Genomic DNA, 21,525 nt, shown 5'->3' with positions numbered 1-21,525 from the left:
CCCCCTGCACGCGGGCAAGCCCCGGTCACCGCATCGGTTCATGGTGCGCGGTCCTGTGCCTGGTGCACGCTGCCCGCCCCGCGCGCCGCCGCCGTATGCGCCCTGACGTTGTCGCGTGACCCGGGCGGGCACGACTTTCCGCCGAGCCCGCCACGCCGGCTCCATCCCGGAGCCGGACTCGTGTCACGCCGTCAGCGCCGCAGTGTCAGCAGACCCGGACGGTAGGGCAGGAGGCCGTAGTCGCCGCCTGAGTTGGGGCTGCGTCCCTGGTAGAGCAGCTGCAGATTGCAGGGATCGACGGTCATGGTCTGATCGGGGCTGGTGCGGATCAGTTCGCCATGGCTGATGTCGTTGGTCCAGGTGGCGCCGCTGTTGGCCTTGCCGGCGAAGGGATTGCTCTCGGTCGCGGCCTGGGGCGTCCATGAGCCGTTCAGACTGGTGGCCGTGAACGAGCGGAAGTAGCGGTGGCCCTGCGCACCGATCGCTTCGACGATCATGAGGTAGCGGTTCTGGCCCTGCAGCTTGTAGACCTGCGGGGCTTCGAACAAGTTGTTCTTCGTGTCGCTCATGACCACGGTCGAGGTCGCGCCGAAGCTGCCCGGGAAATTCCCGATCGGCATACTGGCCCGGTAGATCTTGCCGTTGTCACCGGCGAAGAACAGGTACATGTTCGTCCCGTCACCGATGAGCGTTTGGTCGATGGGCCCCGTGCCGGAATCGGAGATGCTTCCGGAGAAGAGCACCTGCTGGGACGACCAGCCGTTCGGGTTGGTGGGGTCGCTCGACGTCCGGTAGGAGAAGGCGGTTCCGCCCCACTGGTAGGCGAGCACCCAGATGTTCTTCGGCGCGAAGTAGAAGAGCGTGGGCGCGACGGTGGAAGTCGACATCGTGTTCTGACTGGCCGAGGCCATCTCCGGCCAGTTGGTGAACAGGCCGAAGTTCATCGAACCCCACTTCGTCCCCGTGTCGTGCGTCGTCGCATAGACGAGTTGCCTGCCGTTGTAGGGGACGACGGTGAAGTCCTTGAGCGAGACCCACCCCTGTTTGGGCTGCGCCAGCGCGCCCGTTGATGTCCAGCGGTATGTCGATGGAAGATCACACGGGCCGGGGTTGTCGGCGCCGACCTTGACGAGCTGCCACTGCTGGTTGGTGCCGCCCCAGTCGTCGTACTGGACGATGTTCGCGTTGTCGGCGGTGGCTGCGCCTTGCACTTCGAGGGTCTTGTTGCTGTGGCGGGAGATGAGCCTTACGTAGCCGTCCGAGCTGTCGGCCGGCCGCCACTGCTGGTTGGTGCCGTTCAGGTCGGCCCACTGGACGATCGAGCCGCCGTTCGCGGTGGACCAGTTGTGGACGTCGAGCACCTTGCCCGAGTGGCGGGACTTGATGCGGTAGTAGCCGCCCCCGGAATCGACGAACTGCCACTGCTGCTGGTTCTGATCGTTCCTGGTCCACTGGGTGATGCGAGCCCCGTCGCCGGTCGCCATGTTGTGGACATCCAGGGCTTTGCCGCTGTTGCGGTTGACCAGCACATACGAGGCGTTGGGGTCTATGGTCGCCGCGCCGGCCGGCTGGGCACCGAGGAGGGTGGCCACGAGCAGCAAGGGCGCGAGCACGGCGAGTAAGTGTCTTGGACGGACCAGGGACGGATGGCGAAACCGCATCAGAGGGCACTCCTTCGAGGGGGTGGGGGTGAGGTGACCGCGATGAACCGCAGAGCGGACTGCCAGGAGGCAGAGGCGATCTCGAAACATTTCGAAGAATTCCCGGAAGCTTTGACGCCACAAGCTAGGAATGCGAGGCCGTCTGGTCAAGGCCTGTCGCCGATCTGTCCACAAACAGTTCCTCAAGGTGTCTGCGCATGAGGGGAGGGGGCGAGTGGGCGGCGTTCGTGCCCTCGGCCCGGCCCCGGCTCTACGGCATCCGTCGACGACGTCGCCGAGTGTGCGCCGTCCGGCTCGCCAGGAGGCCTGGAAAGTTTCGGACGAGGAACCGAAACTTCTCTTGCGGTGAGTATTGACGATCCATCGTCAATACCTCAATCTCCCTGTCTGAGAACCCGGCCGTAGTTCGAGATATCGAAGCGAGTCGAGAGCACCGAAGCACCTGCGCCACCCCGTCACGTTCCGGTGAGGTTCGCACCAGCGCATCCTGGCTCTCCGCACAAATGGAGAGGTACGCGACGCCGCGAGGCGGCCCCCGGCTGAGCCGCGATGGAGCGCCCCATGCCTGTGTCGAAACACCGCTGCCCGCCGTGTGTCACGCAACGGCCGACCGCGTGCCGTCCGTGTGGTTGAGATCGTCCCGGTCTCATGACCCCGGTGGTTGGTGATCCCGGGCTGCCCGGGTTCCTGTCCGCCCCGTCCGTCTGCCGTGTGGGAGCGGACGACGCGTTCCCTTCGCTTCAGTCCTTCCGTGATCTCTACCTTGGAGGCACAGCCATGGGCTCGTATGCCCTTCCCAGAGCGGTTGTCCGCCGGAAGATCCGCAGCCTGCTGTTGGCGCCGGTGGTCGGCGTCCTCGGCGCCGCCGCACTGGTCGCGCCGCCGACCGCGCACGCCGCCGAGAACACGCTCGGCGCCGCTGCGGCGCAGAGCGGCCGCTACTTCGGCACCGCCATCGCCTCGGGCAGGCTGGGCGACTCGGCGTACACGACGATCGCGGGCCGTGAGTTCAACTCGGTCACGGCCGAGAACGAGATGAAGATCGACGCCACCGAACCGCAGCGGGGTCAGTTCAACTTCACCGCAGGTGACCGCGTCTTCAACTGGGCGGTGCAGAACGGCAAGCGGGTGCGCGGCCACACCCTGGCCTGGCACTCCCAGCAGCCCGGCTGGATGCAGAGCCTCAGCGGCAGCGCGCTGCGGCAGGCGATGATCGGCCACATCAACGGCGTGATGGCCCACTACAAGGGCAAGATCGCCCAGTGGGACGTCGTGAACGAGGCGTTCGCCGACGGCAGTTCGGGAGCCCGGCGCGACTCCAACCTGCAGCGCACCGGCAACGACTGGATCGAGGTCGCCTTCCGCACCGCGCGCGCCGCCGACCCGGCCGCCAAGCTCTGCTACAACGACTACAACGTCGAGAACTGGACCTGGGCCAAGACCCAGGCCATGTACGCCATGGTCCGGGACTTCAAGCAGCGCGGCGTACCGATCGACTGCGTCGGCTTCCAGTCGCACTTCAACAGCGGCAGCCCCTACAACAGCAACTTCCGCACCACCCTGCAGAACTTCGCCGCCCTCGGCGTCGACGTGGCCATCACCGAACTCGACATCCAGGGCGCCTCGGCCACGACCTACGCCAACGTGACCAACGACTGCCTGGCTGTCCCGCGCTGCCTCGGCATCACCGTCTGGGGCGTGCGCGACAGCGACTCCTGGCGACCGGAGCACACACCGCTGCTGTTCAACCGCGACGGCAGCAAGAAGCCCGCCTACACCGCCGTCCTCAACGCACTCAACGGCGGTACCACCACGCCCCCTTCGGGTTCCGGAACGGTCAAGGGCGCCGGTTCGGGCCGCTGCCTGGACGTGCCCGGCACCACTACCACCGACGGCACCCAGCTCCACCTGTGGGACTGCCACAACGGCACCAACCAGCAGTGGACGTACACCGCCGCCGGCGAGCTCAGGGTCTACGGCAACAAGTGCCTGGACGCCGCCGGCACCGGCAACGGCACCAAAGTCCAGATCTACAGCTGCTGGGGCGGCGACAACCAGAAATGGCGCCTCAACTCCGACGGAACCATCGTCGGCGTCCAGTCCGGCCTCTGCCTCGACACCGTCGCAGGCGGCACCGCCAACGGCACCCTGATCCAGCTCTACTCCTGCTCGAACGGCAGCAACCAACGCTGGACCCGCACCTGATGGGACCCGCCACAGACGAAGGGGTGACTCGATGAAGACCTACCGGGCGGTTTCTCCCGCCCCTCCCCAAAGACACCGCTGGTGCTCCCGGGTCGCCGCCGTGGTGGCGGCGGCCCTCGCGATCGGCATGCTCGCCGTGGTGAATCCGGCGCCCGCCGAGGCGGCGACGGTGGACACCCGTGCCTGGTACGTCCTGGTCAATCGCAACAGCGGCAAGGCCCTGGACGTCTCTGGCGCGCCCACCGCCGACGGCGCGCGGGTCAGCCAGTGGACGCGCGACGACGGAGCCAGCCAGCAGTGGCAGTTCATGGACTCCGGCGGCGGCTTCTACCGGCTCAAGGCCCGGCACTCGGGCAAGGTTCTCGACGTGGCCGGCGCCTCGAGCGCCGACGGTGCCGCGATCCAGCAATGGGCCGACCACAACGGGGCCAACCAGCAGTTCCGCCTGGCCGACTCCGAAGCGGGCCACGTCCGGCTGATCAACCGAGGCAGCGGCAAGGCGGTGGAGGTTCAGGGCGCCTCCACGGCCGACGGAGGCAACGTCGTCCAGTACACCGACTGGGGCGGCGCCAATCAGCAATGGCAGATGATCAAGCTGTCGTCCGGTGGCGGCGGCGGATGCGGCAGCGCCCCGACCCTGGCAAGCGGTACGCACACGATCCAGAGCGGCGGTAAGAGCCGCAGCTTCATCCTCAGGGTTCCCGCAGACTACGACGACAGCCACCCCTACCGGTTGATCTTCGCGTTCCACTGGCGGGGCGGAACCGCCCGCGACGTCGCCTCGGGCGGCACGAGCGGGAACGCCTGGTCCTACTACGGCCAACAGGAACAGTCGAAGAACACCGCGATCCTCGTCGCCCCCCAGGGCCTCGGCAACGGCTGGGCCAATTCCGGCGGTGAGGACATAACCTTCGTCGACGACATGATCCGGCGCATCGAGGGCGGCCTCTGTGTCAACCCGGCACAGCGCTTCGCCACGGGATTCAGCTGGGGCGGCGGCATGAGCTACGCACTCGCTTGCAGCCGGGCCAACGTCTTCAGGGCCGTCGCGGTCATCTCCGGCGCTCAGATCAGCGGGTGCAGTGGCGGGACCCAGCCCATCGCCTACTTCGGAATCCACGGCATCAGCGACTCCGTCCTCAACATCGCGCAAGGACGGTCCCTGCGCGACAGATTCGTCAGCAACAACGGCTGCACCTCCCAAGGCCCGCGCGAGCCCGCGCCGGGCAGCCGAACGCACATCACCACCAGCTACTCGGGCTGCCGTACCGGATACCCGGTCCAATGGGCCGCGTTCGACGGAGGCCACATACCCGGTCCGGTCGACGGCTCCTCCGGCGAAAGCGGCGTCACCACTTGGACCAAGGCAGAGATCTGGAGGTTCTTCGCACAGTTCCAGTGACAGGCCCGCACCAGGGAACGCCCACGCCTTCGGACCGGTGAGGACCGGCGAACAGGCCGTGGGAAGAAGGAAGTCGGAGGCTTCGTCCCCATGGAGCGACCAGGCCTCGTCGGCCGGATGTGGTGCCGCCCTCGCGTCGGCGGCGAATTCCCGCACCGATGCGAAGTGCTGTTGCCGTACCCTGCCGCGAGGCTTGCGGTCCGCGGGCTTGGAACTCAGTGCGGCTCAGCCCGCTTCCAGCCTGGATCGGCCCCGCTCGACGGCGTTGCGGGTGGTGCTTCGGGGTCCCAGGGCGAGGTGCCGGAGCGACCGGGGCCGGGGCCTGTGCGTCCCCGCTCGCGGGAATCGCCCAGCATCCGGGCAGATCGGTGACGGTTCCGATCCCGGCAGTGTGCGCGAGGGGCCGTAGCCGCGGACGTGCCACACGTCGACGACTGGCTCCGCGCACCGGCCCGCTGCCTGGAGACCGGCCCCGACCTCAATCACGGGTCGGCTGCCTCATCGTCCAGGGGTGTGTCCGCGTCGGCCGGACTCGGGGAAGGCCGCCGCATGGCCTCGGGCAGGGCCTGCTCAGCCCAGATCACCTTGCCCTGCGGGGAGTACCGGGTGCCCCAGCGCTCAGTCATCTGCGACACCAGGAACAGGCCCCGGCCACCCTCGTCCGTCGACGCGGCGTACCGCAGATGCGGTGAGGTGCTGCTGCCGTCAGCCACTTCGCAGATCAGCGCACGGTCGCGGATCAGTCGCACGTGGATCGGCCCGGAGCCGTAGCGGATGGCGTTGGTGATGAGCTCGCTCAGGATGAGCTCCATGGTGAAGCCGAACTCTGAGAGGCCCCACGCTTCGAGCTTTTGGGACACGGCGTCGCGCATACCCGCGACGGCGGCGGGATCCGGTGGCACGTCCCAGTCGGCGATCCGGTCGGGCGGCAGTTGCCGCGTGCGGGCGACGAGCAGGGCGACGTCGTCCTTGGGACGCCCGGGGAGCACCCTGTCCAGCACGTCCTGGCAGGTCTCCTCGGGCGGCCGGCCGGGATGGCCGGTGAGCGCATCGCGCAGCAGCTCCATTCCCACGTCCAGGTCGCGCCTGCGGTCCTCGATGAGGCCGTCGGTGTACAGGACGAGCTGGGTCCCCTCAGCGAGACACAGCTCCGCGGTCTGGAACGGCATGCCGCCGAGGCCCAGGGGTGGACCGGCGGGCACGTCCGGGAAAGTGACGGTTCCGTCGGGCCGGACCAGCGCGGGCGCCAGATGCCCAGCCCGTGCCATGACGTAGCGGCGCGTCACGGGGTCGTAGATCCCGTACAGGCAAGTGGCGCCCACGACGCCCGCCGCGCTCTGAGCCGTCTCGTTCTGGTCGATGCTTCCGACCAGGTCGTCCAGATGGCTCAGCAGCTCGTCGGGTGGCAGATCGAGGGCGGAGAAGTTGTGCACCGCGGTACGCAGCCGTCCCATCGTGGCGGCGGCGTGGAGGCCGTGGCCGACCACGTCGCCGACGGCCAGTGCCACCCGGCTGCCCGGCATGGGAATCACGTCGAACCAGTCTCCGCCCACGCCCGACTGGGCCGGGAGGTAGCGGTAGGCGATGTCGAGGGCGTTCTGCTCGGGCATGGCCTGCGGCAGCAGGCTGCGCTGGAGGGTGACGGCCAGGGTGTGCTCGCGGGTGTAGCGGCGGGCGTTGTCGATGCTTATCGCGGCACGGGCCACCAACTCCTCCGCCAGCGACACGTCCTCTTCGTTGAAGCGCTCATGCTGTCGCGTGCGCCAGAAGGTGGCCATGCCCAGCACGACGCCGCGGGCCTGGATGGGGGCGGTGATGAGGGAGTGGATGCCGTAGTCGATGATCGCCTTGGCCCGCTCCGGGTCCTGCACGCGCCAGCCCGTGGCGCTCGGCAGATCGCTCACCAACTGGGAGCGGCCGCTGCCGTAGCCGCGCGCCTGCGGTGTGGAGGGCAGATAGTCGAAAAGCCGGCCCTGTTCGGTGAGCGGATGGTTGTCCACGATGCCGGACACGGCCGCGCGTCGCATGTCCGTCCCCGTGGGGGCCGGCTCCTCGCCGTGCAGGACCGCGTCGGCCAGGTCCACGGTGACGAAGTCCGCGAAGCGGGGAATGGGGACCCGTGCCAACTCGTCGGCGGTGCGCAGCACGTCCAGGGTGGTACCGATGTGGAGTCCGGCGTCGTACAGCAGCCTGAGCCGCTCCCGAGCCACCTCCGCCCTGCCCGTCACCGCTTGCAGCTCGGTGGAGTCGCGCAGTGTCACCACCGTTTCCCTGGGGCCACCCTCGCGACTCGTGGGCCGCTGGTTGACCGCGATCAGTCGCTCTCCCGCAAGGTGCACCTCGTCGGTGGCCTCGCGCCCGGAGGCGAGCAGTGCCTTCGTCTCGGGGTCGAGTCCGGGCAGTTCCGAGACGAGCCGCCCCTCGATGTCCCGGGGCAGCTCCAGCAGTCGTCTGGCCTCGTCGTTCGCCAGCATCACCCGTCCGTCGGCGGCCACGATCAGCACCCCTTCCCGAACGGAGTGGAGCACTGTGTCGTGGTGCTCGTACATCAGGGACATCTCGTCCGGGGCCAGGCTGTGGGTCTGCCGTCGCAGCCGCCTGCCCAGCAGTGCCGTCACGCCGATGGACAACAGGAGCGCTCCGGCCCCCGCGCCCAGGATGATCGGTAGTTGCCGGGCCAACTGACTTTCGACGTTCTCGACCTGCATCCCGGCCGAGACGATCCCCACGACCTCACTGTCGGCGTTCTTGATCGGCACCGTGGCCTGCACCTCACGACCCAGCGGGCCGTCGACGCTCTCCACGTAGAGCTTCCCCGCCAGCGACGGTCCGATCTCACCCACGAACCGTTTACCGATGCGGTCCGGCAAGGGGTGCGTGTACCGGATGCCCTCGGTGTCCATGACCACGATGAAGTCGACGTCGGCGGCCCGGCGTGCCGCTTCGGTGAGCGGCTGGAGGATCTTGCTGGGGTCCGGGGTCCGCAATGCCGCCAGGACACCCGGCGAATGCGCGAAGGTCTGTGCCACGGCCGTGGAGCGGCGCCTTGCCTCGGCGCTGGTGTCCCGCTCCGACTGCAGAATGAGGGCGAAGACACCGCAGGCTACGAGCAGCACCACCAGGGCCACCTGGAAAACCAACACCTGCCCGGCTACGCTCCGCGTGCTCTTGCTGATCAGACGCTTAACCGATAGGCGTTGAAAACGGGCGAAAAGACTCGCCATGCGACCTTTTTAACACCGGTGATCCCAAGTGGCCAGGGCACGCCCCATCCTTGTGTGGCTGATCTCGAACATCCGTGCGGCTGTGTGTCGTATGGCCTCGGCCCCTCCGGGCGGGCCTTCCGTCCCGAAATCACGCGCGCGACGCGTGATCCCTCCGCGCCCAGTGTCTAATTAGGTCGATATGATGCTTTTGTGATCACGCCTGCACGGCTGTGGCGCCGTCGCCCCGCCTACAGCGGCCGATGGGAGGCTGCCAGGCTGTCGCCCTTTGTTCTGACCGTTCTCATCGCCGCCCTCGCGTTCTCCACCCCCAGGGAGATCGCCTTCAGCCGCCTGCTGCCCGCCGCGCCCGCCCTTGCGGCCGCGATGTGGCCCGTGCTCCCCACGATGGTGCTGGGGGCGTTCTGCCTCCTGCTCATGATCGTCCTCAGCTTCTTCCATACCGATCTGGGGACGCAGTACACGTCGGCAGCGATCATCGCCGTCACCTTGGCGGCCGCATACGGCAGTCATGTCCGACTTCAGCGGGAGGAGATGCTCTTCCAGCTCCGCCTCGTCGCCGACGCGGCCCAGAAGGTACTGCTACGCCCCCTGCCGCGCCGCATCGAGGGCGTCGAGATCGAATCGCTGTATCTGGCAGCCCAGGAACAGGCCCGGATCGGCGGCGACTTCTACGAGGCGATCGGTACACCGTACGGGGTCCGGCTGCTCATAGGCGACGTACGGGGCAAGGGCCTGTCCGCAGTAGGGGCTGCCTCGGCGGTGATCAGCTGCTTCAGGGAGGCCGCCTACGACGAGCCCGACCTGCGGGGCATCGTCCACCGCCTGGAGACCACCGTGACGCGCCACAGCGCCGCATTTCCCGTCCAGGACCAGCCCGAGCACTTCGCCACTGCTCTTCTCGCCGAGATCCCGCACGGTGGCGACCGGCTACGACTTCTCAACTGCGGACATCCCCCACCGCTGATCGAGCGTGACGGGAACGTCCGGGTCCTGGAGCCCACCCTCCCCTCCCCGCCCCTCAACCTCGCAGCGCTCATCGGTGACCGCTACTGGGTCGACGTCGTCGCCTTCGCCCCGGGCGAGCGATTGCTGCTCTACACGGATGGCGTGTCCGAGGCCCGGGACCACACCGGCCGGTTCTTCCCGTTGCCGGACTGGATGCGGCGGCAGGATACGGAGCACCCCCGCGAGCTGCTCGACCAGCTGCACCGGGATCTGCTCCGGCACAGCGGCGGAAGGCTCGGTGACGACATCGCGGCCCTCGCGCTGAGGCGCACCACCGCGCTGGACCGGGGAGCCGCCGGAGCCGAGGGCTGAGGTCCTGACCCGCCGTCGTGTCCCGGGGCCCCATTCGGGTACCCGCTCCGCCGGCCGTCGCCGTTCCGGCCGCCCCGGATCGCAGGAGGCATGCCCGTCCGAGTGCGAGTCTTTTCTCAGGGCACAAGGCACCGGATCGGTTCCGACGGAGAGGGAGTGCGGATGTGAGGCGTCAGGGGCGGCCCGTCCGATCAGCTGCGCCCCTCGCACCTTGTTCATGGGCCGGCGATCAGCTTCTTCACCTCGGGGGGAAGTTCGTCGCCGGAGTGGACCGCGACGAACCGCACGTCCTCGGGTGCGTCCCCGACGGCGATGGCGATCTTCGGAGAGATGCCGTCCACTGAGTAGGCGGTCTCCGTCGTGGACGGCATCTCGCCGTTGTTCTGAGCGCCGGTGTCGTCGCATGGCGGTTGGGTCGCTGTACCGAGTTCGCTGCCGACCGTGAACTGCACGTCGGCCACATCCCGGTAGGTGCGCCCTTCGTAGGTCACCTGGTAGACGCACGATGCCGCGCCCTCCGCGCTGTCGTCCTCCGACGTGCAGGCGGCAACCGACGCCGCTACGGCTGCCGCCAGCAACACGCTCGCGGATCGCTTGTCCCAGCTCATGAACGTCCCCCTCGGTAGATCCGGCCTCATGAGTTCCGACGGAGCGCATGCCGTATTCGTTCGACAATCGGCCGGCTGGCTTGATCGTGAAGTCGTGATCGCGGGTGGTGAAGCGGACAGGACGCACCGTAACGCTGTCCCACATCTGCTTGACGATGCGTCTCAGGCCGGCGGCGGCGACCGCGGGGGAGGTGACTACGATGGTTCGCCGGCACCCGATGACGCCGGGTCGGTCAGGGGCGACCGACTTCGACACAGGTTCAGGAGCGGCACAGCACGATGATGGGTCTCCGCGACGTCGTCGCACTCGACGACCCGGTGGGGGAATCGCTCCGCGGCCGCCACGGGCATCTCGCTCGCAGGCTCGGCAGGGCTGTCACATACCTGCCGGGAGTCGCGACCTTTTCCGCGGTATCGGCGGAGGCGGACTCGGAGGAGTGGGGCGACCTCGCCAGGCTGCTGGGGCCCGGCGAGTTCGCTGACATGTTCAGCTGCCCGGCGATGCCGCCGTCGGACTGGGAGCCGGTCTTCGTCCTCGAAGGGCGCCAGATGATCTGGACCGGCGACGGCCGACCGGATGTTTCGCGTGGCGAGCTCGATCCCGCCGTGGTCCAGCTGGGCGCCGGCAGTATGCCGGGGATGCTCGGTCTCGTCGAGCGGACCCGGCCGGGGCCGTTCTGGCCACGCACCCATGAACTCGGCACCTATCTCGGCATCCGCGACGGCGACACGTTGGTGGCGATGGCGGGGGAGCGGCTCCGGCCCCCTGGGTGGACCGAGATCAGCGCTGTCTGCACCGCTCCCGAGGCACGGGGTCGAGGCCATGCCGCCCGTCTGGTGCACGCGCTCGTCGCGCGCATCGTGGGTCGGGGGGAACGTCCCTTCCTGCACGTGGCCGAGGCGAACACCGGCGCGATCGCGCTCTACGAGCGGCTCGGGTTCGAAACCCGGAAGCACGTGACGTTTCGCGGGTTCCGCACTCCCTGAGCATCCATGCGGACCCCGGCGCCGTTCAGCTCACCAGGCCGCGTCCTCCCATTGGTCCAGCAGCGCGTCGGCCGATGCTCCGTCGGGAGAGGCCGGTGGGCTCTGGGTGGACTGTTCCGTCCAGATCACTTTGCCCCGGGCCGTGTAGCGGGTGCCCCAGCGCTGTGCGAACTGGGCGACGAGGAGCAGCCCTCGTCCGCCTTCGTCGGTTGTCGCGGCCCGGCGCAGGTGTGGTGAGGTGCTGCTGCCGTCGGCGACCTCGCAGATCAGGCTGTCGCGGTCGTGTACCAGCCGCAGCCGGATGGGTTCCGTGCCGTAGCGGATGGCGTTGGTGACCAACTCGCTGATGATCAGCTCGGTCGTGAAGGCCATCTCCTCCAGCCCCCAGATCTCCAGCCGGCGAGCGACGTCCGACCGGATGCCGGCGACCACCGCCGGATCGTTGGGTACGTCCCATTCATCCACGTGGGAGGGGTCCAGCAGGCGGGTGCGGGCCACGAGCAGGGCGATGTCGTCGCTCGACCGGGCGGGCAGCACCGCGTCGAGGACGTCCTGGCAGGTCTCCTCGGGGGTCCGGGCCGGGTGGGCCAGGGCTTGGCGCAGTGCTGCGAGGCCGGTGTCGGGGCCGTGTTCCCGGTCCTCGATCAGACCGTCTGTGTAGAGGACCAGCCGGGAGCCCTCGGGAAGGGTGAGTTCGGCGGTCTCGAAGGGCAGGCCGCCGCCCAGGCCGAGCGGCGGTGAACCGGGCACCCTCAGGTACTCCACGGTTCCGTCGGGGTGCACCAGGGCCGGCTCGGGGTGCCCGGACCGGGCCAGAGCGCACTTCCCGGACGCCGGGTCGTAGATCGCGTAGAGACACGTGGCTCCGGAGACGCTCTCGTTGTCCCGCTCGACGTTCTCGTCGCTGTCGATCCGGGCGACCAGCTCGTCCAGATGCCCGAGGAGCTCGTCCGGGGGCAGGTCCAAGGTGGAGAAGTTGTGCACCGCGGTACGCAGCTGACCCATCGTGGCCGCGGCATGCAGGCCGTGCCCCACCACGTCGCCCACCACCAGGGCGACCCGGGCACCGGGCAGGGGAATCACGTCGAACCAGTCGCCCCCACCCCCTCCAGGGCGGGCAGATAGCGGTGGGCGACCTCCACGGCCGAGTGGTCGGGCAGGGAGCTGGGCAGCAGGCTCCGCTGGAGTGTCTCGGCCAGAGTGTGCTCACGGGTGTAGCGGCGGGCGTTGTCGACGGCGACCGCGGCCCGGGCGGCCAGTTCTTCGGCGAAGGCCAGATCCTCGCCGCCGAAGGGAACGGCGTCCGAGCGCCAGAAACTCGCCACGCCCAGCACCACACCGCGGGCCTGGAGCGGCACAGTGATCAGGGAGTGGAAGCCGAGGCTCAGCAGGTGCCGCGCGCGTTCGGGGTCCTGGACGTTCATCCACTCACTGGACGTGGTCAGGTCGGCGTCCAGGACCGCGCGGCCGCGCTCGGCGCCGACAGCCACGGGCGAGGTGGGGGCGAAGCGGATCAGTTCCCCGACCGGGTAGAGCGACCGGGCACCGTCGACGCCGTGTACCGCCACCCGGCGCATCTCGGGGCCGGGGCCGGCCGACATCGCGCCCCGCAGGATCGGATCCAGCAGATCGACCGTCGCGGCGTCGGCGAACCGGGGGACCGCCACCTCGGCCAGTTCCCGCGCGGTGCGCACCACGTCCAGCGTGGTACCGATCCGAATACCTGCCTCGTACAGCAGCCCCAACCGCTCCCGGGCCACCTCCGCCCGGCCCGCCAGTGCACGCAGCTCTGTCGTGTCGCGCAACGTGACGACGCTGCCCGCGGGACGGCTGCCGGGATCGACCGGCCGGATGTTGACCGCCAGCAGCCGGTCGCCCGCCAGGTGCACCACGTCCGTCACCGTCCGGCCCGAGCCCAGCAACTCGGCGGTGTCCGCCGCCAGACCGAGCTCGGTGACACGGCGCTCCTCGGCGTCCGCGGGAAGGTCCAGCAGCCGCCGCGCCTCGTCGTTGGCGAGCAGCAGCCGGGCCTCATCGCCGATGATCACTACGCCTTCCCGCACCGCGTGCAGCACCGCGTCATGGTGCTCGTACATCCGGGTCATCCCGGACGGATCCAGTGCTCGGGTCTGCCGCCGCAGCCGCCAGGAGACGAGCGCCGTGCCGACCGCGGCCACCGCGAGCGCCGCGCCGGCGAAACCCAGCAGCTGCGGCAGCTGCTCCTGCACCACGTCGTCCACGCTGGCGACGGTGACCCCGACCGATACGAAGCCGACGATGGTGGTCCTGTTGGTGTCGTAGACGGGGACGGTCGTGTCCACGGCAAGACCCAGGCTGCCTTCGAACGTCTTGGTGAAGGGCCGGTCGGCGGCGCCGCCCTCGCGCAGGGCGAAGATGTGCTTGCCGATCAGCCTGGGGTCGGGGTGGGTCCAGCGAAAGCCCTGAGGATCGAACGCGACCACGTAGTCGACCCCGGTGTTCCTGCGGGTGTCCTCCGCGCGCGGCTGCAGCAGCTCGGTGGGGTCGCCGGACTTCATGGCAGCCAGCGTCCCCGGGGCGCGCGCGAAGGACTGCGCGACACCCATCGACAGCTGCCGGGCCTCCTGCATGCTCGAGTCACGGGCCTGGACCACGAGAGCCCCTCCCGCGGCGGCGGCGAACAGCACCATGATCACGAGCTGAAGCAGAAACACTTGGCCGGCGACGCTGCGCACCCTTGGCAACAAGGCCCTCCGGCGTCTGCCGGAGGGCCGGAATGCCTGCTCCGGCTGCGGACCGGGCTCCTCTGCCTTGTGCGAGACCCGCCGAGGGCGCCCTCCGCTCTGTGCGGAGGGCCGGAAGGCCGCGAGCCGACCAAGGTGCCTGGCCATACCGACTCTTTACCATCAACAGTCATATACGGCTATATGGCTGGGTTCGGTCGATCAGCCGCGCATCCACTCCTGCCAGCGTCTGGTCACGGAGTCCTGGTTCTCCAGCCACCACGCGATGTCCAGGTCGAAGCCCGACAGCAGGTGCCCAGGCGTGCTCGCCAGGTTCACGGCGGTGGATTCGGTGAGAAATCCGTAGGCGGCGGGCACCACGGGCCCTTCGGGGTAGATCCGGGCCGAATAGGCCTGGACCTCGGGCCGCAGTGCGAAATCGATGAGCCGATAGGCGGCGTCGGGATTCGCGGCACCCTTGGGAATTCCGTAGCCGTTGCTCTGCCTGCGGGCGCCGTTCCACTCGTACGCGAGCGGAGACCCGTCCTTGATCAGGCTCTGGACGCGTCCGGCCCAGCTGCTGGATGCCGCGACCCGGTTGCGATCCAGTAGCTCACCCGGTTCGGCGCCGTACTCCCAGAACGTCCGAACCGAGCTTTTGATCTCGTCGAGGACCTTGAAAGCACGGTTCACGTCGAGCGGGTAGAGCCTGTCGAGCGGCACACCGTCGGCGAGCAGGGCGAACTCCAGTTCCGGCCAGTCCACCGCGCCCTGAAGTGCCCGCCGGCCCGGGAAGCTGCCGAGGTTCCAGAAGTCCGCCCACGACTCGGGCTTCCGCCCGCCGAAGGCGTCCGCGCCGTAGGCGAGGACGCTGGCCCAGTAGCTCTTGCCCACGCCGTTGGGGGTGAGCAGGGAATCGGCGATCCCGGCGTTCCGGGTGTTCTTCAATCGGCCGTAGTCCAGTTCCTCGGAGGCGCCCGCGTGCTCGAAGCGCACCAGATTGGACATGTCGATGTCCATGACGTCGAACCGTGGGCGGCCTTCCTTGATCTGGGCGAGGATCTGGGTGTTCGAGAAGTTCACCACGTTGATCCGGATGCCGGTCTCCTTGGTGAACGGGTCGTAGATCGCTTTCCGGTTCGCCTCGCCGTAAGAGCCGCCGAAATCACGGACCACGAGCAGCTTGCTGCTCTTGGTGGAGCTCCGGTCGGTGCGGCTGTCGCACGCGGTGAGCGCTGCGGCCGCCGCACCCGCTGCGGTTCCGCCGACTCCGCTCAGAAAGGCCCTGCGGTCGATCCCGACGTCTCCCACCGGCTGCCTCCACAGTTTTTCTGGGTGATCCGTGACGGAGGGTGATTCCTGGCCGGTCCTGCTTCGAGCTTCAGTCAGTTCTTATCAGGAAAAGTCCCTTCTTCACAGGCGAGGGGGACGGCTCTTCACAGGCGAGGGGGACGGCCGGTTGTGGTTTCCGGCTTTGAGATCTCAGGGGGTGTTGTCGGAACATCGCCAGCTCCTTCGCCTGCGATTGCCTAGGGTCGGCGGGCATGTCGCAGAAGAGCCGCAACATTGTCCAGAACGCGTGGAAGGCGTTCGCCGCCCACGACCCTGACCGGATCTCCGCGGTCTTCACCGAGGACGCCGAGTGGATCGCGCCGCCGGGAAACGCCACTGCCACGGCACTGCAGGTCCCCAGCCACATGGTCGGCAGGAAGGCGATCGCGCGTTTTCTCGCCGAGGATTTCCCCCGCCTGTTCGTGCGTGACGTCACGGTCACCTTCCACGCACTTCACGCCGATGGCGAGCGGGTGGTCGTGGAGGAGACCATGACGGCGACTCTGGCCGACGGAAACCACTACGCCAATGAGTATTGCCTCGTTTTCGAACTCCAGGACGGGCTGATCCACCGGGTGCGCGAGTACATGGACACGGCCCGCGGGCACCGCATGATCTTCGGCTGATCTCCGGCAGCGCGGGGTCTGGCCGGTCAGTCGCCCGGCATGAGGCCCAGCGTCTCGAGCACCCCGTACACGCAGAGGAAGAGAATCGCCGCGCTGCTGAGTATGAGCGCGGCGGTCATCCAGGGGTTGGCGCGGAAGCGGGGCGGGACGCCGGTGTAGCGCAGGCGCCAGACCGCGATCACCAAGGCCGTCGGTGGCGCAGATCTCTTCGACGTTGGCGAGGCCGTCGGCGGTTTCGATCATGGCGAGGACGGCGGTCTGGGCATGGGTGTCGGCGGGGTCGGGGCCGATGCGGAGCTGGGCGCGCATGGGTCCGTAGGAGCGGCGGCCCAGTGGTGGGTAGCGGACGGCGGCGACGGCGTCGGCGGCGTCCTGGGCGGTGTCGATCAGCGGGACGATGACGGCGGTGGCGCCCGCGTCGAGGGCTTTGCCGATGTAGGTGGGGTCGTTGGCCTCCACGCGCACGATGCCGACGGCGGTGGAGCCTTTGGTGTCGGTGGCCAGGAGGTTGTTGAGCATGCCCTGGTAGCCGAAGAGGCCGTGCTGGGCGTCGAAGGCGAGGTAGTCGTAGCCCAGGCGGGCCAGGCGTTCGGCGGCGATGGGTGAGTCGAGCAGGGACCAGTAGCCGATGAGCTGTTCGCGGGCGCGCAGGGCGGTGGTGAACTCGGCTGGGGTGCGGCCGGTTGCCATGAGGGGGGTCTCCGTAACGGTCCGGGGGTGTGGGGTCAACGGTTGTAGGCGGGCATCGGGCCGCGCAGGCGGGCGCCGACCTCGTCGCAGGCCGCGGTGACATCGGCGGGCAGCGGCCCGGCGGCGGCTGCCGTGATGTTGGCGAGCAGGTGCTCGGCCTTCGAGCCGCCCAGGAGCAGTGCGTCGGTGGAGGGGCGCTCCAGCAGCCAGCGCAGGGCGAGGTCGGTCAGCGGCAGGCCCGCCTGCGAGGCGACGGCGGCCAGCTCCTCAACGGCGGTGAAGAGCCGTTCGTCCCAGTACCGCTGCCGGTACATCGCGGCCAGCTTCGAATCACCGAAACGGCCCGAGCCCGGGGCCTGTTCGAAGGTGTGCCGTCCGGTGAGCAGGCCACCGCCGAGCGGGTTGTAGACCACCGTGCGCAAACCGCTGACGGCCGCGTACTCGACGTATTCCTCTTCGATGCGGCGGGCGAGGAGGTTGTGCAACTGCTGGGCGATAACCGGACGCGGAGCCCCCACCTCCTCAGCCGTGCGGGAGAGTTCGGCGATCTGCCAGGCCGCGTAGTTGGACACACCCAGCGCACCGATCTTGCCCTCGGCGACGAACTCGGCCACCGTCGCCAGCGTCTCGGCCGGCGGCGTCGCACGGTCCGGCTGATGCAGATAGAACAGGTCGACATGGTCCGTGCCGAGCCGCTTCAGGCTGCCCTCCAGCGCGGCCCGCAGCCCGCCCGGCGACAGCGGCGCATGGTCGCCCTGGTCCGGATGCGGGATGCCCGCCTTGGTCGCCAGCACGACCCGCTCCCGGCGCCCCGGCAGCAACTCCCCCAGCAGCCGCTCACTGTCACCGCCCGCATAGCCGTTCGCGGTGTCCACGCCCGTGATGCCCGCATCGAGCGCGGCGTCCAGCATCGACGCGGCCGTCGTACGGTCCACGGTGTCACCGAAGGTCATCGTGCCCAGGACGAGACGCGACAGCGGAACAGGGGCGTGCGGGAGTTCGATGCCGACGGTCACGGCGTTTCCTTCCGGGGCGGTGGGTGCGAGCAGGGCCGGGGCGGGGCGTGGGCGGTGATGCCTCGTGTCACGATCCGGGAAGGTCGCCCCATGCCGGACGATTCGAAGGAGGGGCGATCCCGCGACTTCGCGGCTCTCGGCGTGCCCCGGCTGCTGAAGGATCAGAAGCGTGTGTCGCCGACAGCCTCGTCCCATAACCTCGTGCATGAACATGGAGACGTCGGATGCCACATGTCTTCACATGGAGGAGGCGATGGTGCTCGTCAGGGGTACGCGGTTGCTCGCGGGCGCCGTGGTCGTGGCCTGCATGGTGCTGGTCGGGCCCAGCGCACCCAGCGGTGCCCTCTTCGGCAGGTCGGTGCCCGTCGACGCCGTCAGGGATGTGGTACCGAACCGGGTCATGACATGGAACATCTGCAACCCGTGCGATGCGAGCAACGTCGGCCGGGCGGCGGAGATCGCCACGTACGCGCCTCAGGTCATCGGCCTGCAAGAAGCCTGTGTGCGTGATGTCGAGAGGATCCGGGAGTATCTGAAGAGCCTTCACGGGCTGGAGTACCACGTCGAGTACGGGACGGTTCTGCAGGATTGGGGCCGCTGCGGGGGAGCGCCGTGGAATCCGGGAGGCTTCGGTCAGGCGGTCCTCTCGGCCGCGCCCATGACGGACACCGTCGAGGTGGAATACCCCGACGGAGGATCCGAGGACCGTGGATACATGTCCGTCACGACCATGGTGGGCGGCCAGCCCGTCCGGGTCTTCAACACCCACCTCGCCCAACGACGTCAGGAAGCGGTCCGAGCGGACCAGACCCGCGTACTCGCCGCGGATGTCGCCCGGCACGACCGTGCGATCGTTCTCGGCGACTTCAACGCCGTGCCGGGCGCACCCGAACTCGCCCCTATCTGGGCACTGGCCGCGGACACGGACTCCGAGTGCCGTCCCTCGTCCGTCGGCACCTGCAAGCCGACCACGGACTGGCGCAGCAAGTTCGACTACGTCTTCCTGCGAGGCATCGCCCCGCTCAGGCACCGAGTGCAGACCACCCCGTACTCGGACCACGACCTGCTGTACACCGACGTGGATCCAGCCTTCAGCGAGGGCCCGGCTCAGCCGGTGTGAAGGATCCGAAAGCGATCGGGTGCCGCCGGGTCCCGGTCGACGACTTGGATGGGTGGCCCGGCCCATTGCCAGACGCTGCTGCCTGGCGTACGGGTGAACCGGATCTGCCCGCGGGTTCCTTCGACCGCGACACGCGGCCAGGATCCGGCGATGCGCCGTCGGTCCGTGCCGTGCGAGCGCAGGACGTCGGCCAGTACGGCGATCGTGTCGTAGCCCTCGAAGGCGACGAAGGAGGGCGCTTCGGCCAGCCGCCGGCGGAGGGCTGACCCGACTCGTGCACCGAGAGGGCTGAGGCGCTCGGGCAGGTAGCGCAGGAACGGGACCCCGGCGCCGTCGTCGCCCAGCAGCTCCGCCCATTCGGTGAACTCAGGTTGCCCGGCCGGAGCACCGATCATGATCTCGGCGAGGCGTTGGTCGCGTCGGACGGACCGGACGATCGGCACGGCCGGCTCCGGGTGGCCGACCAGCAGCAGGAGGGCGGTCGCGCGATGGCCGACGAGTGCGTCGCACACGGCTGCGGGAGTGAGCGCGCTCATGTCGAGTTCGGTGACCGTGCCGCCGCGTGGAGCGAGAGAGTCCCGCAGCACGCGGGCCCCGGATGCCCAGTAGGCACTCGGCTGGGTCGCTACGGCGATACGGGTGTGGCCCGCGCCGCGGAGGAAGTCCGCGTAGGCCCGCCAGCCGTCGGACTGCGGCGGAGGCAGGCGCGCGACCCATTCCGTCGGCTGTTCGGTGAGCGCGTCGATCACCGCCGACGAGCAGAGGAACGGCAGGCCGACGGCATCGGCTCTGGCGGCAGCGGTGCGGGCGACGACGCTGTGATACTCCCCGGACAGGGCGGCCACGCCCAGGGCGGACAGTTCGTCCACTGCCGCCGTGGCCCTCTGGGGATCAGCCGCGGTGTCCCGGACCACCAGCTCGAGCGGTCTCCCGACGATCCCCCCGGCGTCATTGACTTCGGATACGGCCAGTTCCAGTCCGGCGAGCAGGTGCCGGCCCGCTTCGGCCCAGCCGGGCCGAGTCAGAGGTACGAGTGCGCCGACCCTTACAGGTGACCTCACGTGCCTTTCCTCCAGATGTCCGTGAACCGGTCGAGCAGTGCGGCCGCCGCCGTCACATCGTCCGTGAGCGGCCGGTCGGCATGGTCCTCGTCGAGCACCGATCCGGCGAGTTCCCACGCGTGGGCCACCGGAAGCCCCGGCTCGGGCCTCAGGCCGCGCTGGCGCAACGCCCGTACGGCGGAGACGAGTTCACAGCCGACGACGAGACGGAACGCGCCGCAGGCGCGCAGTGTCTGACGTGCGGCCAGGCAGGCGAAGCTGGCCTGTTCCTCGACGCCGCGTGAGAGCACGGTGTGGCCGAGCGACGCGGGCGCGGAGAACGCCCGCAGATCACCGAGCGCGGCCCCGGCGGCGTACTCCAGGATCATCACGCCGGAGGAGGCGGGCTCCTGGTCGGAGAGGAAGGGGCGCAGACGGGTGTAGGCGGGCTCGTTCAGGGTCGCGAGTCGGGAGGTCGACAGCCGTGCCACCTGCGTCAGCGACAGCCGGAAGTGGTCCAGGGCGAGGCCGAGTTGGGCCTGGTAGAAGCCGCCGTGGTGATAGGCCGCCATGTCCTCGGGAAAGATGAGCGGGTTCTCGGCGGCCGCGTTGATCTCGACGGCGACGACCTCCTCCAGGGCGTCCGCCGCGTCATGGGCCGGGCCGTGGATCTGAGGCAGACAGCGGAAGCCGTACGGGTCCTGGAGACGGTCCAGCGGCGGGGTCGGACGATCGGCCGCGCCGATCAGCTCCCGCATACGGCGGGCGACATCGGCGCAGCCGCGGTGCGGGCGGGCGGCGTGCACGGGGGCGGCGTAGGCCTCGTGCGAGCCGTCGGTGGCCAGCAGCGACAGCGCGGCGACGACCTGGGTGGCCTCCAGCAGCCCGCGCAGCTCGTGCAGGGCGAGCGCCGACTGACCGAGGGTGAGGGCGTTGCTGCTGATGAAGGCCAGCGCGTCGTTGTTGTCGAGCGGAAGGGGCTCCGGCGGGGTGCCGCCGCGCCAGGGATGCTCCCCTGCCAGGGCCAGCCCCGCCTGCGCCAGGGCCGCGATGTCGCCGGTGCCGACGGACCCGAACTCATTGACGACCGGATACGCCCCGCTCTCCAGTGCCTCGCACAGTGCCGTCACGACGGTGGGCCGCAGCCCCGCGCCTCCGGCCAGCAGCTGGTTGGCCCGTACGGCGAGCATCGCGCGTACCTGACGGGCGGGGAGCTCCGCGCCGATGGCCCCGGCGTGGCTGCGCAGCAGCCGCAGACCGTGCTCGGCGTCCGCCCCGGTGGGTACGTCCTCGTTCCGTTTGGCGCCGACGCCGGTGGAGCGGCCGTAGACACGGCCGGTCGCGGCGATCTGCCGGGCGGCGTTCCAGGACTCCTCCATGCGCAGCATCGCCTTGCTCAGAGGTGTCGGCCGCGCGGTCCCGCGGGCGAGCCGCGCGACGTCCGCCACACCGAGACCGGTGCCGTCGAGAGCGATGAGAGCCGAGCCGAGGCCGACACTCTCAGGAGTGTCCGGAGTGTCCACGATCTGAGACGAGATCAAACGCAAACACCCCTCGATCCAGGCAGTTGACCGCTATTCATGCAGAAAGAA

General features: G+C 69.2%; 13 protein-coding genes and 2 pseudogenes. 6 read left to right on the top strand and 9 right to left on the bottom strand.

Annotated features, from left to right (window positions below):
- Positions 1-191: 191 nt before the first annotated feature.
- Positions 192-1,661 carry a non-reducing end alpha-L-arabinofuranosidase family hydrolase gene (locus tag ACQEV8_RS02880; RefSeq protein WP_432957072.1) on the bottom strand — a complete coding sequence of 490 codons (1,470 nt, stop codon included), beginning with the start codon at positions 1,659-1,661 and terminating at the stop codon, positions 192-194.
- 777 nt (positions 1,662-2,438) lie between these two features.
- On the opposite strand from ACQEV8_RS02880, the gene ACQEV8_RS02875 reads away from it, so the two are divergent.
- Both ACQEV8_RS02875 and ACQEV8_RS02870 read left to right on the top strand, forming a co-directional pair.
- Positions 2,439-3,866 (top strand): endo-1,4-beta-xylanase, encoded by a 1,428-nt coding sequence (locus tag ACQEV8_RS02875; protein ID WP_432957070.1) that lies wholly within the window; start codon positions 2,439-2,441, stop codon positions 3,864-3,866.
- A gap of 31 nt (positions 3,867-3,897) precedes the next feature.
- Positions 3,898-5,268 carry an RICIN domain-containing protein gene (locus ACQEV8_RS02870; RefSeq protein WP_432957069.1) on the top strand — a complete coding sequence of 457 codons (1,371 nt, stop codon included), beginning with the start codon at positions 3,898-3,900 and terminating at the stop codon, positions 5,266-5,268.
- A 482-nt stretch (positions 5,269-5,750) separates the two neighbouring features.
- On the opposite strand, the gene ACQEV8_RS02865 is transcribed toward ACQEV8_RS02870, so the two are convergent.
- Positions 5,751-8,492: a SpoIIE family protein phosphatase gene (locus tag ACQEV8_RS02865; protein ID WP_432957067.1), complete on the bottom strand. Its 2,742-nt coding sequence runs from the start codon at positions 8,490-8,492 to the stop codon at positions 5,751-5,753.
- A gap of 195 nt (positions 8,493-8,687) precedes the next feature.
- On the opposite strand from ACQEV8_RS02865, the gene ACQEV8_RS02860 reads away from it, so the two are divergent.
- Positions 8,688-9,812: a PP2C family protein-serine/threonine phosphatase gene (locus ACQEV8_RS02860; RefSeq protein ID WP_432972365.1), complete on the top strand. Its 1,125-nt coding sequence runs from the start codon at positions 8,688-8,690 to the stop codon at positions 9,810-9,812.
- A 215-nt stretch (positions 9,813-10,027) separates the two neighbouring features.
- Here the strand turns inward: ACQEV8_RS02860 and ACQEV8_RS02855 are convergent, their stop codons facing one another.
- Complete coding sequence (locus ACQEV8_RS02855) at positions 10,028-10,420, bottom strand: DUF6281 family protein (RefSeq protein WP_432957065.1); 393 nt, start codon at positions 10,418-10,420, stop codon at positions 10,028-10,030.
- A gap of 279 nt (positions 10,421-10,699) precedes the next feature.
- Between ACQEV8_RS02855 and ACQEV8_RS02850 the strand changes: the two genes are divergently transcribed.
- Complete coding sequence (locus ACQEV8_RS02850) at positions 10,700-11,407, top strand: GNAT family N-acetyltransferase (RefSeq protein WP_432957063.1); 708 nt, start codon at positions 10,700-10,702, stop codon at positions 11,405-11,407.
- 30 nt (positions 11,408-11,437) lie between these two features.
- Here the strand turns inward: ACQEV8_RS02850 and ACQEV8_RS02845 are convergent.
- Both ACQEV8_RS02845 and ACQEV8_RS02840 read right to left on the bottom strand, forming a co-directional pair.
- Positions 11,438-14,277: pseudogene (locus ACQEV8_RS02845) on the bottom strand (SpoIIE family protein phosphatase).
- A gap of 54 nt (positions 14,278-14,331) precedes the next feature.
- On the bottom strand, positions 14,332-15,420 hold the full coding sequence (locus ACQEV8_RS02840; protein ID WP_432957061.1) for an ABC transporter substrate-binding protein: 1,089 nt from the start codon (positions 15,418-15,420) through the stop codon (positions 14,332-14,334).
- 233 nt (positions 15,421-15,653) lie between these two features.
- On the opposite strand from ACQEV8_RS02840, the gene ACQEV8_RS02835 reads away from it, so the two are divergent.
- Entirely contained in the window at positions 15,654-16,067 is a 414-nt protein-coding gene (locus ACQEV8_RS02835) for a nuclear transport factor 2 family protein (RefSeq protein WP_432972362.1), read from the top strand.
- Between the two features lie 243 nt (positions 16,068-16,310).
- On the opposite strand, the pseudogene ACQEV8_RS02830 reads toward ACQEV8_RS02835, so the two are convergent.
- Positions 16,311-16,757: pseudogene (locus ACQEV8_RS02830) on the bottom strand (aldolase/citrate lyase family protein); the annotation flags it as partial.
- A gap of 35 nt (positions 16,758-16,792) precedes the next feature.
- Entirely contained in the window at positions 16,793-17,773 is a 981-nt protein-coding gene (locus tag ACQEV8_RS02825; protein ID WP_432957059.1) for an aldo/keto reductase, read from the bottom strand.
- 211 nt (positions 17,774-17,984) lie between these two features.
- Between ACQEV8_RS02825 and ACQEV8_RS02820 the strand changes: the two genes are divergently transcribed.
- Positions 17,985-18,893, top strand: coding sequence for an endonuclease/exonuclease/phosphatase family protein (locus tag ACQEV8_RS02820; RefSeq protein WP_432972359.1), 909 nt, complete (start codon positions 17,985-17,987; stop codon positions 18,891-18,893).
- Here the strand turns inward: ACQEV8_RS02820 and ACQEV8_RS02815 are convergent.
- Positions 18,881-19,954: an ABC transporter substrate-binding protein gene (locus ACQEV8_RS02815; protein ID WP_432957057.1), complete on the bottom strand. Its 1,074-nt coding sequence runs from the start codon at positions 19,952-19,954 to the stop codon at positions 18,881-18,883. The two genes, ACQEV8_RS02820 and ACQEV8_RS02815, sit on opposite strands and share 13 nt — an antisense overlap.
- Complete coding sequence (locus ACQEV8_RS02810) at positions 19,951-21,471, bottom strand: aromatic amino acid ammonia-lyase (protein ID WP_432972356.1); 1,521 nt, start codon at positions 21,469-21,471, stop codon at positions 19,951-19,953. Before ACQEV8_RS02810 ends, ACQEV8_RS02815 begins: the two co-directional genes overlap by 4 nt.
- Positions 21,472-21,525 lie beyond the last annotated feature (54 nt).

It is taken from the genome of Streptomyces sp. CA-179760, assembly GCF_050937045.1.
Taxonomy (GTDB): Bacteria; Actinomycetota; Actinomycetes; order Streptomycetales; family Streptomycetaceae; genus Streptomyces.
Note: the sequence above shows the minus strand (reverse complement) of the source record. Positions and strands in the feature narration are given on the sequence as shown.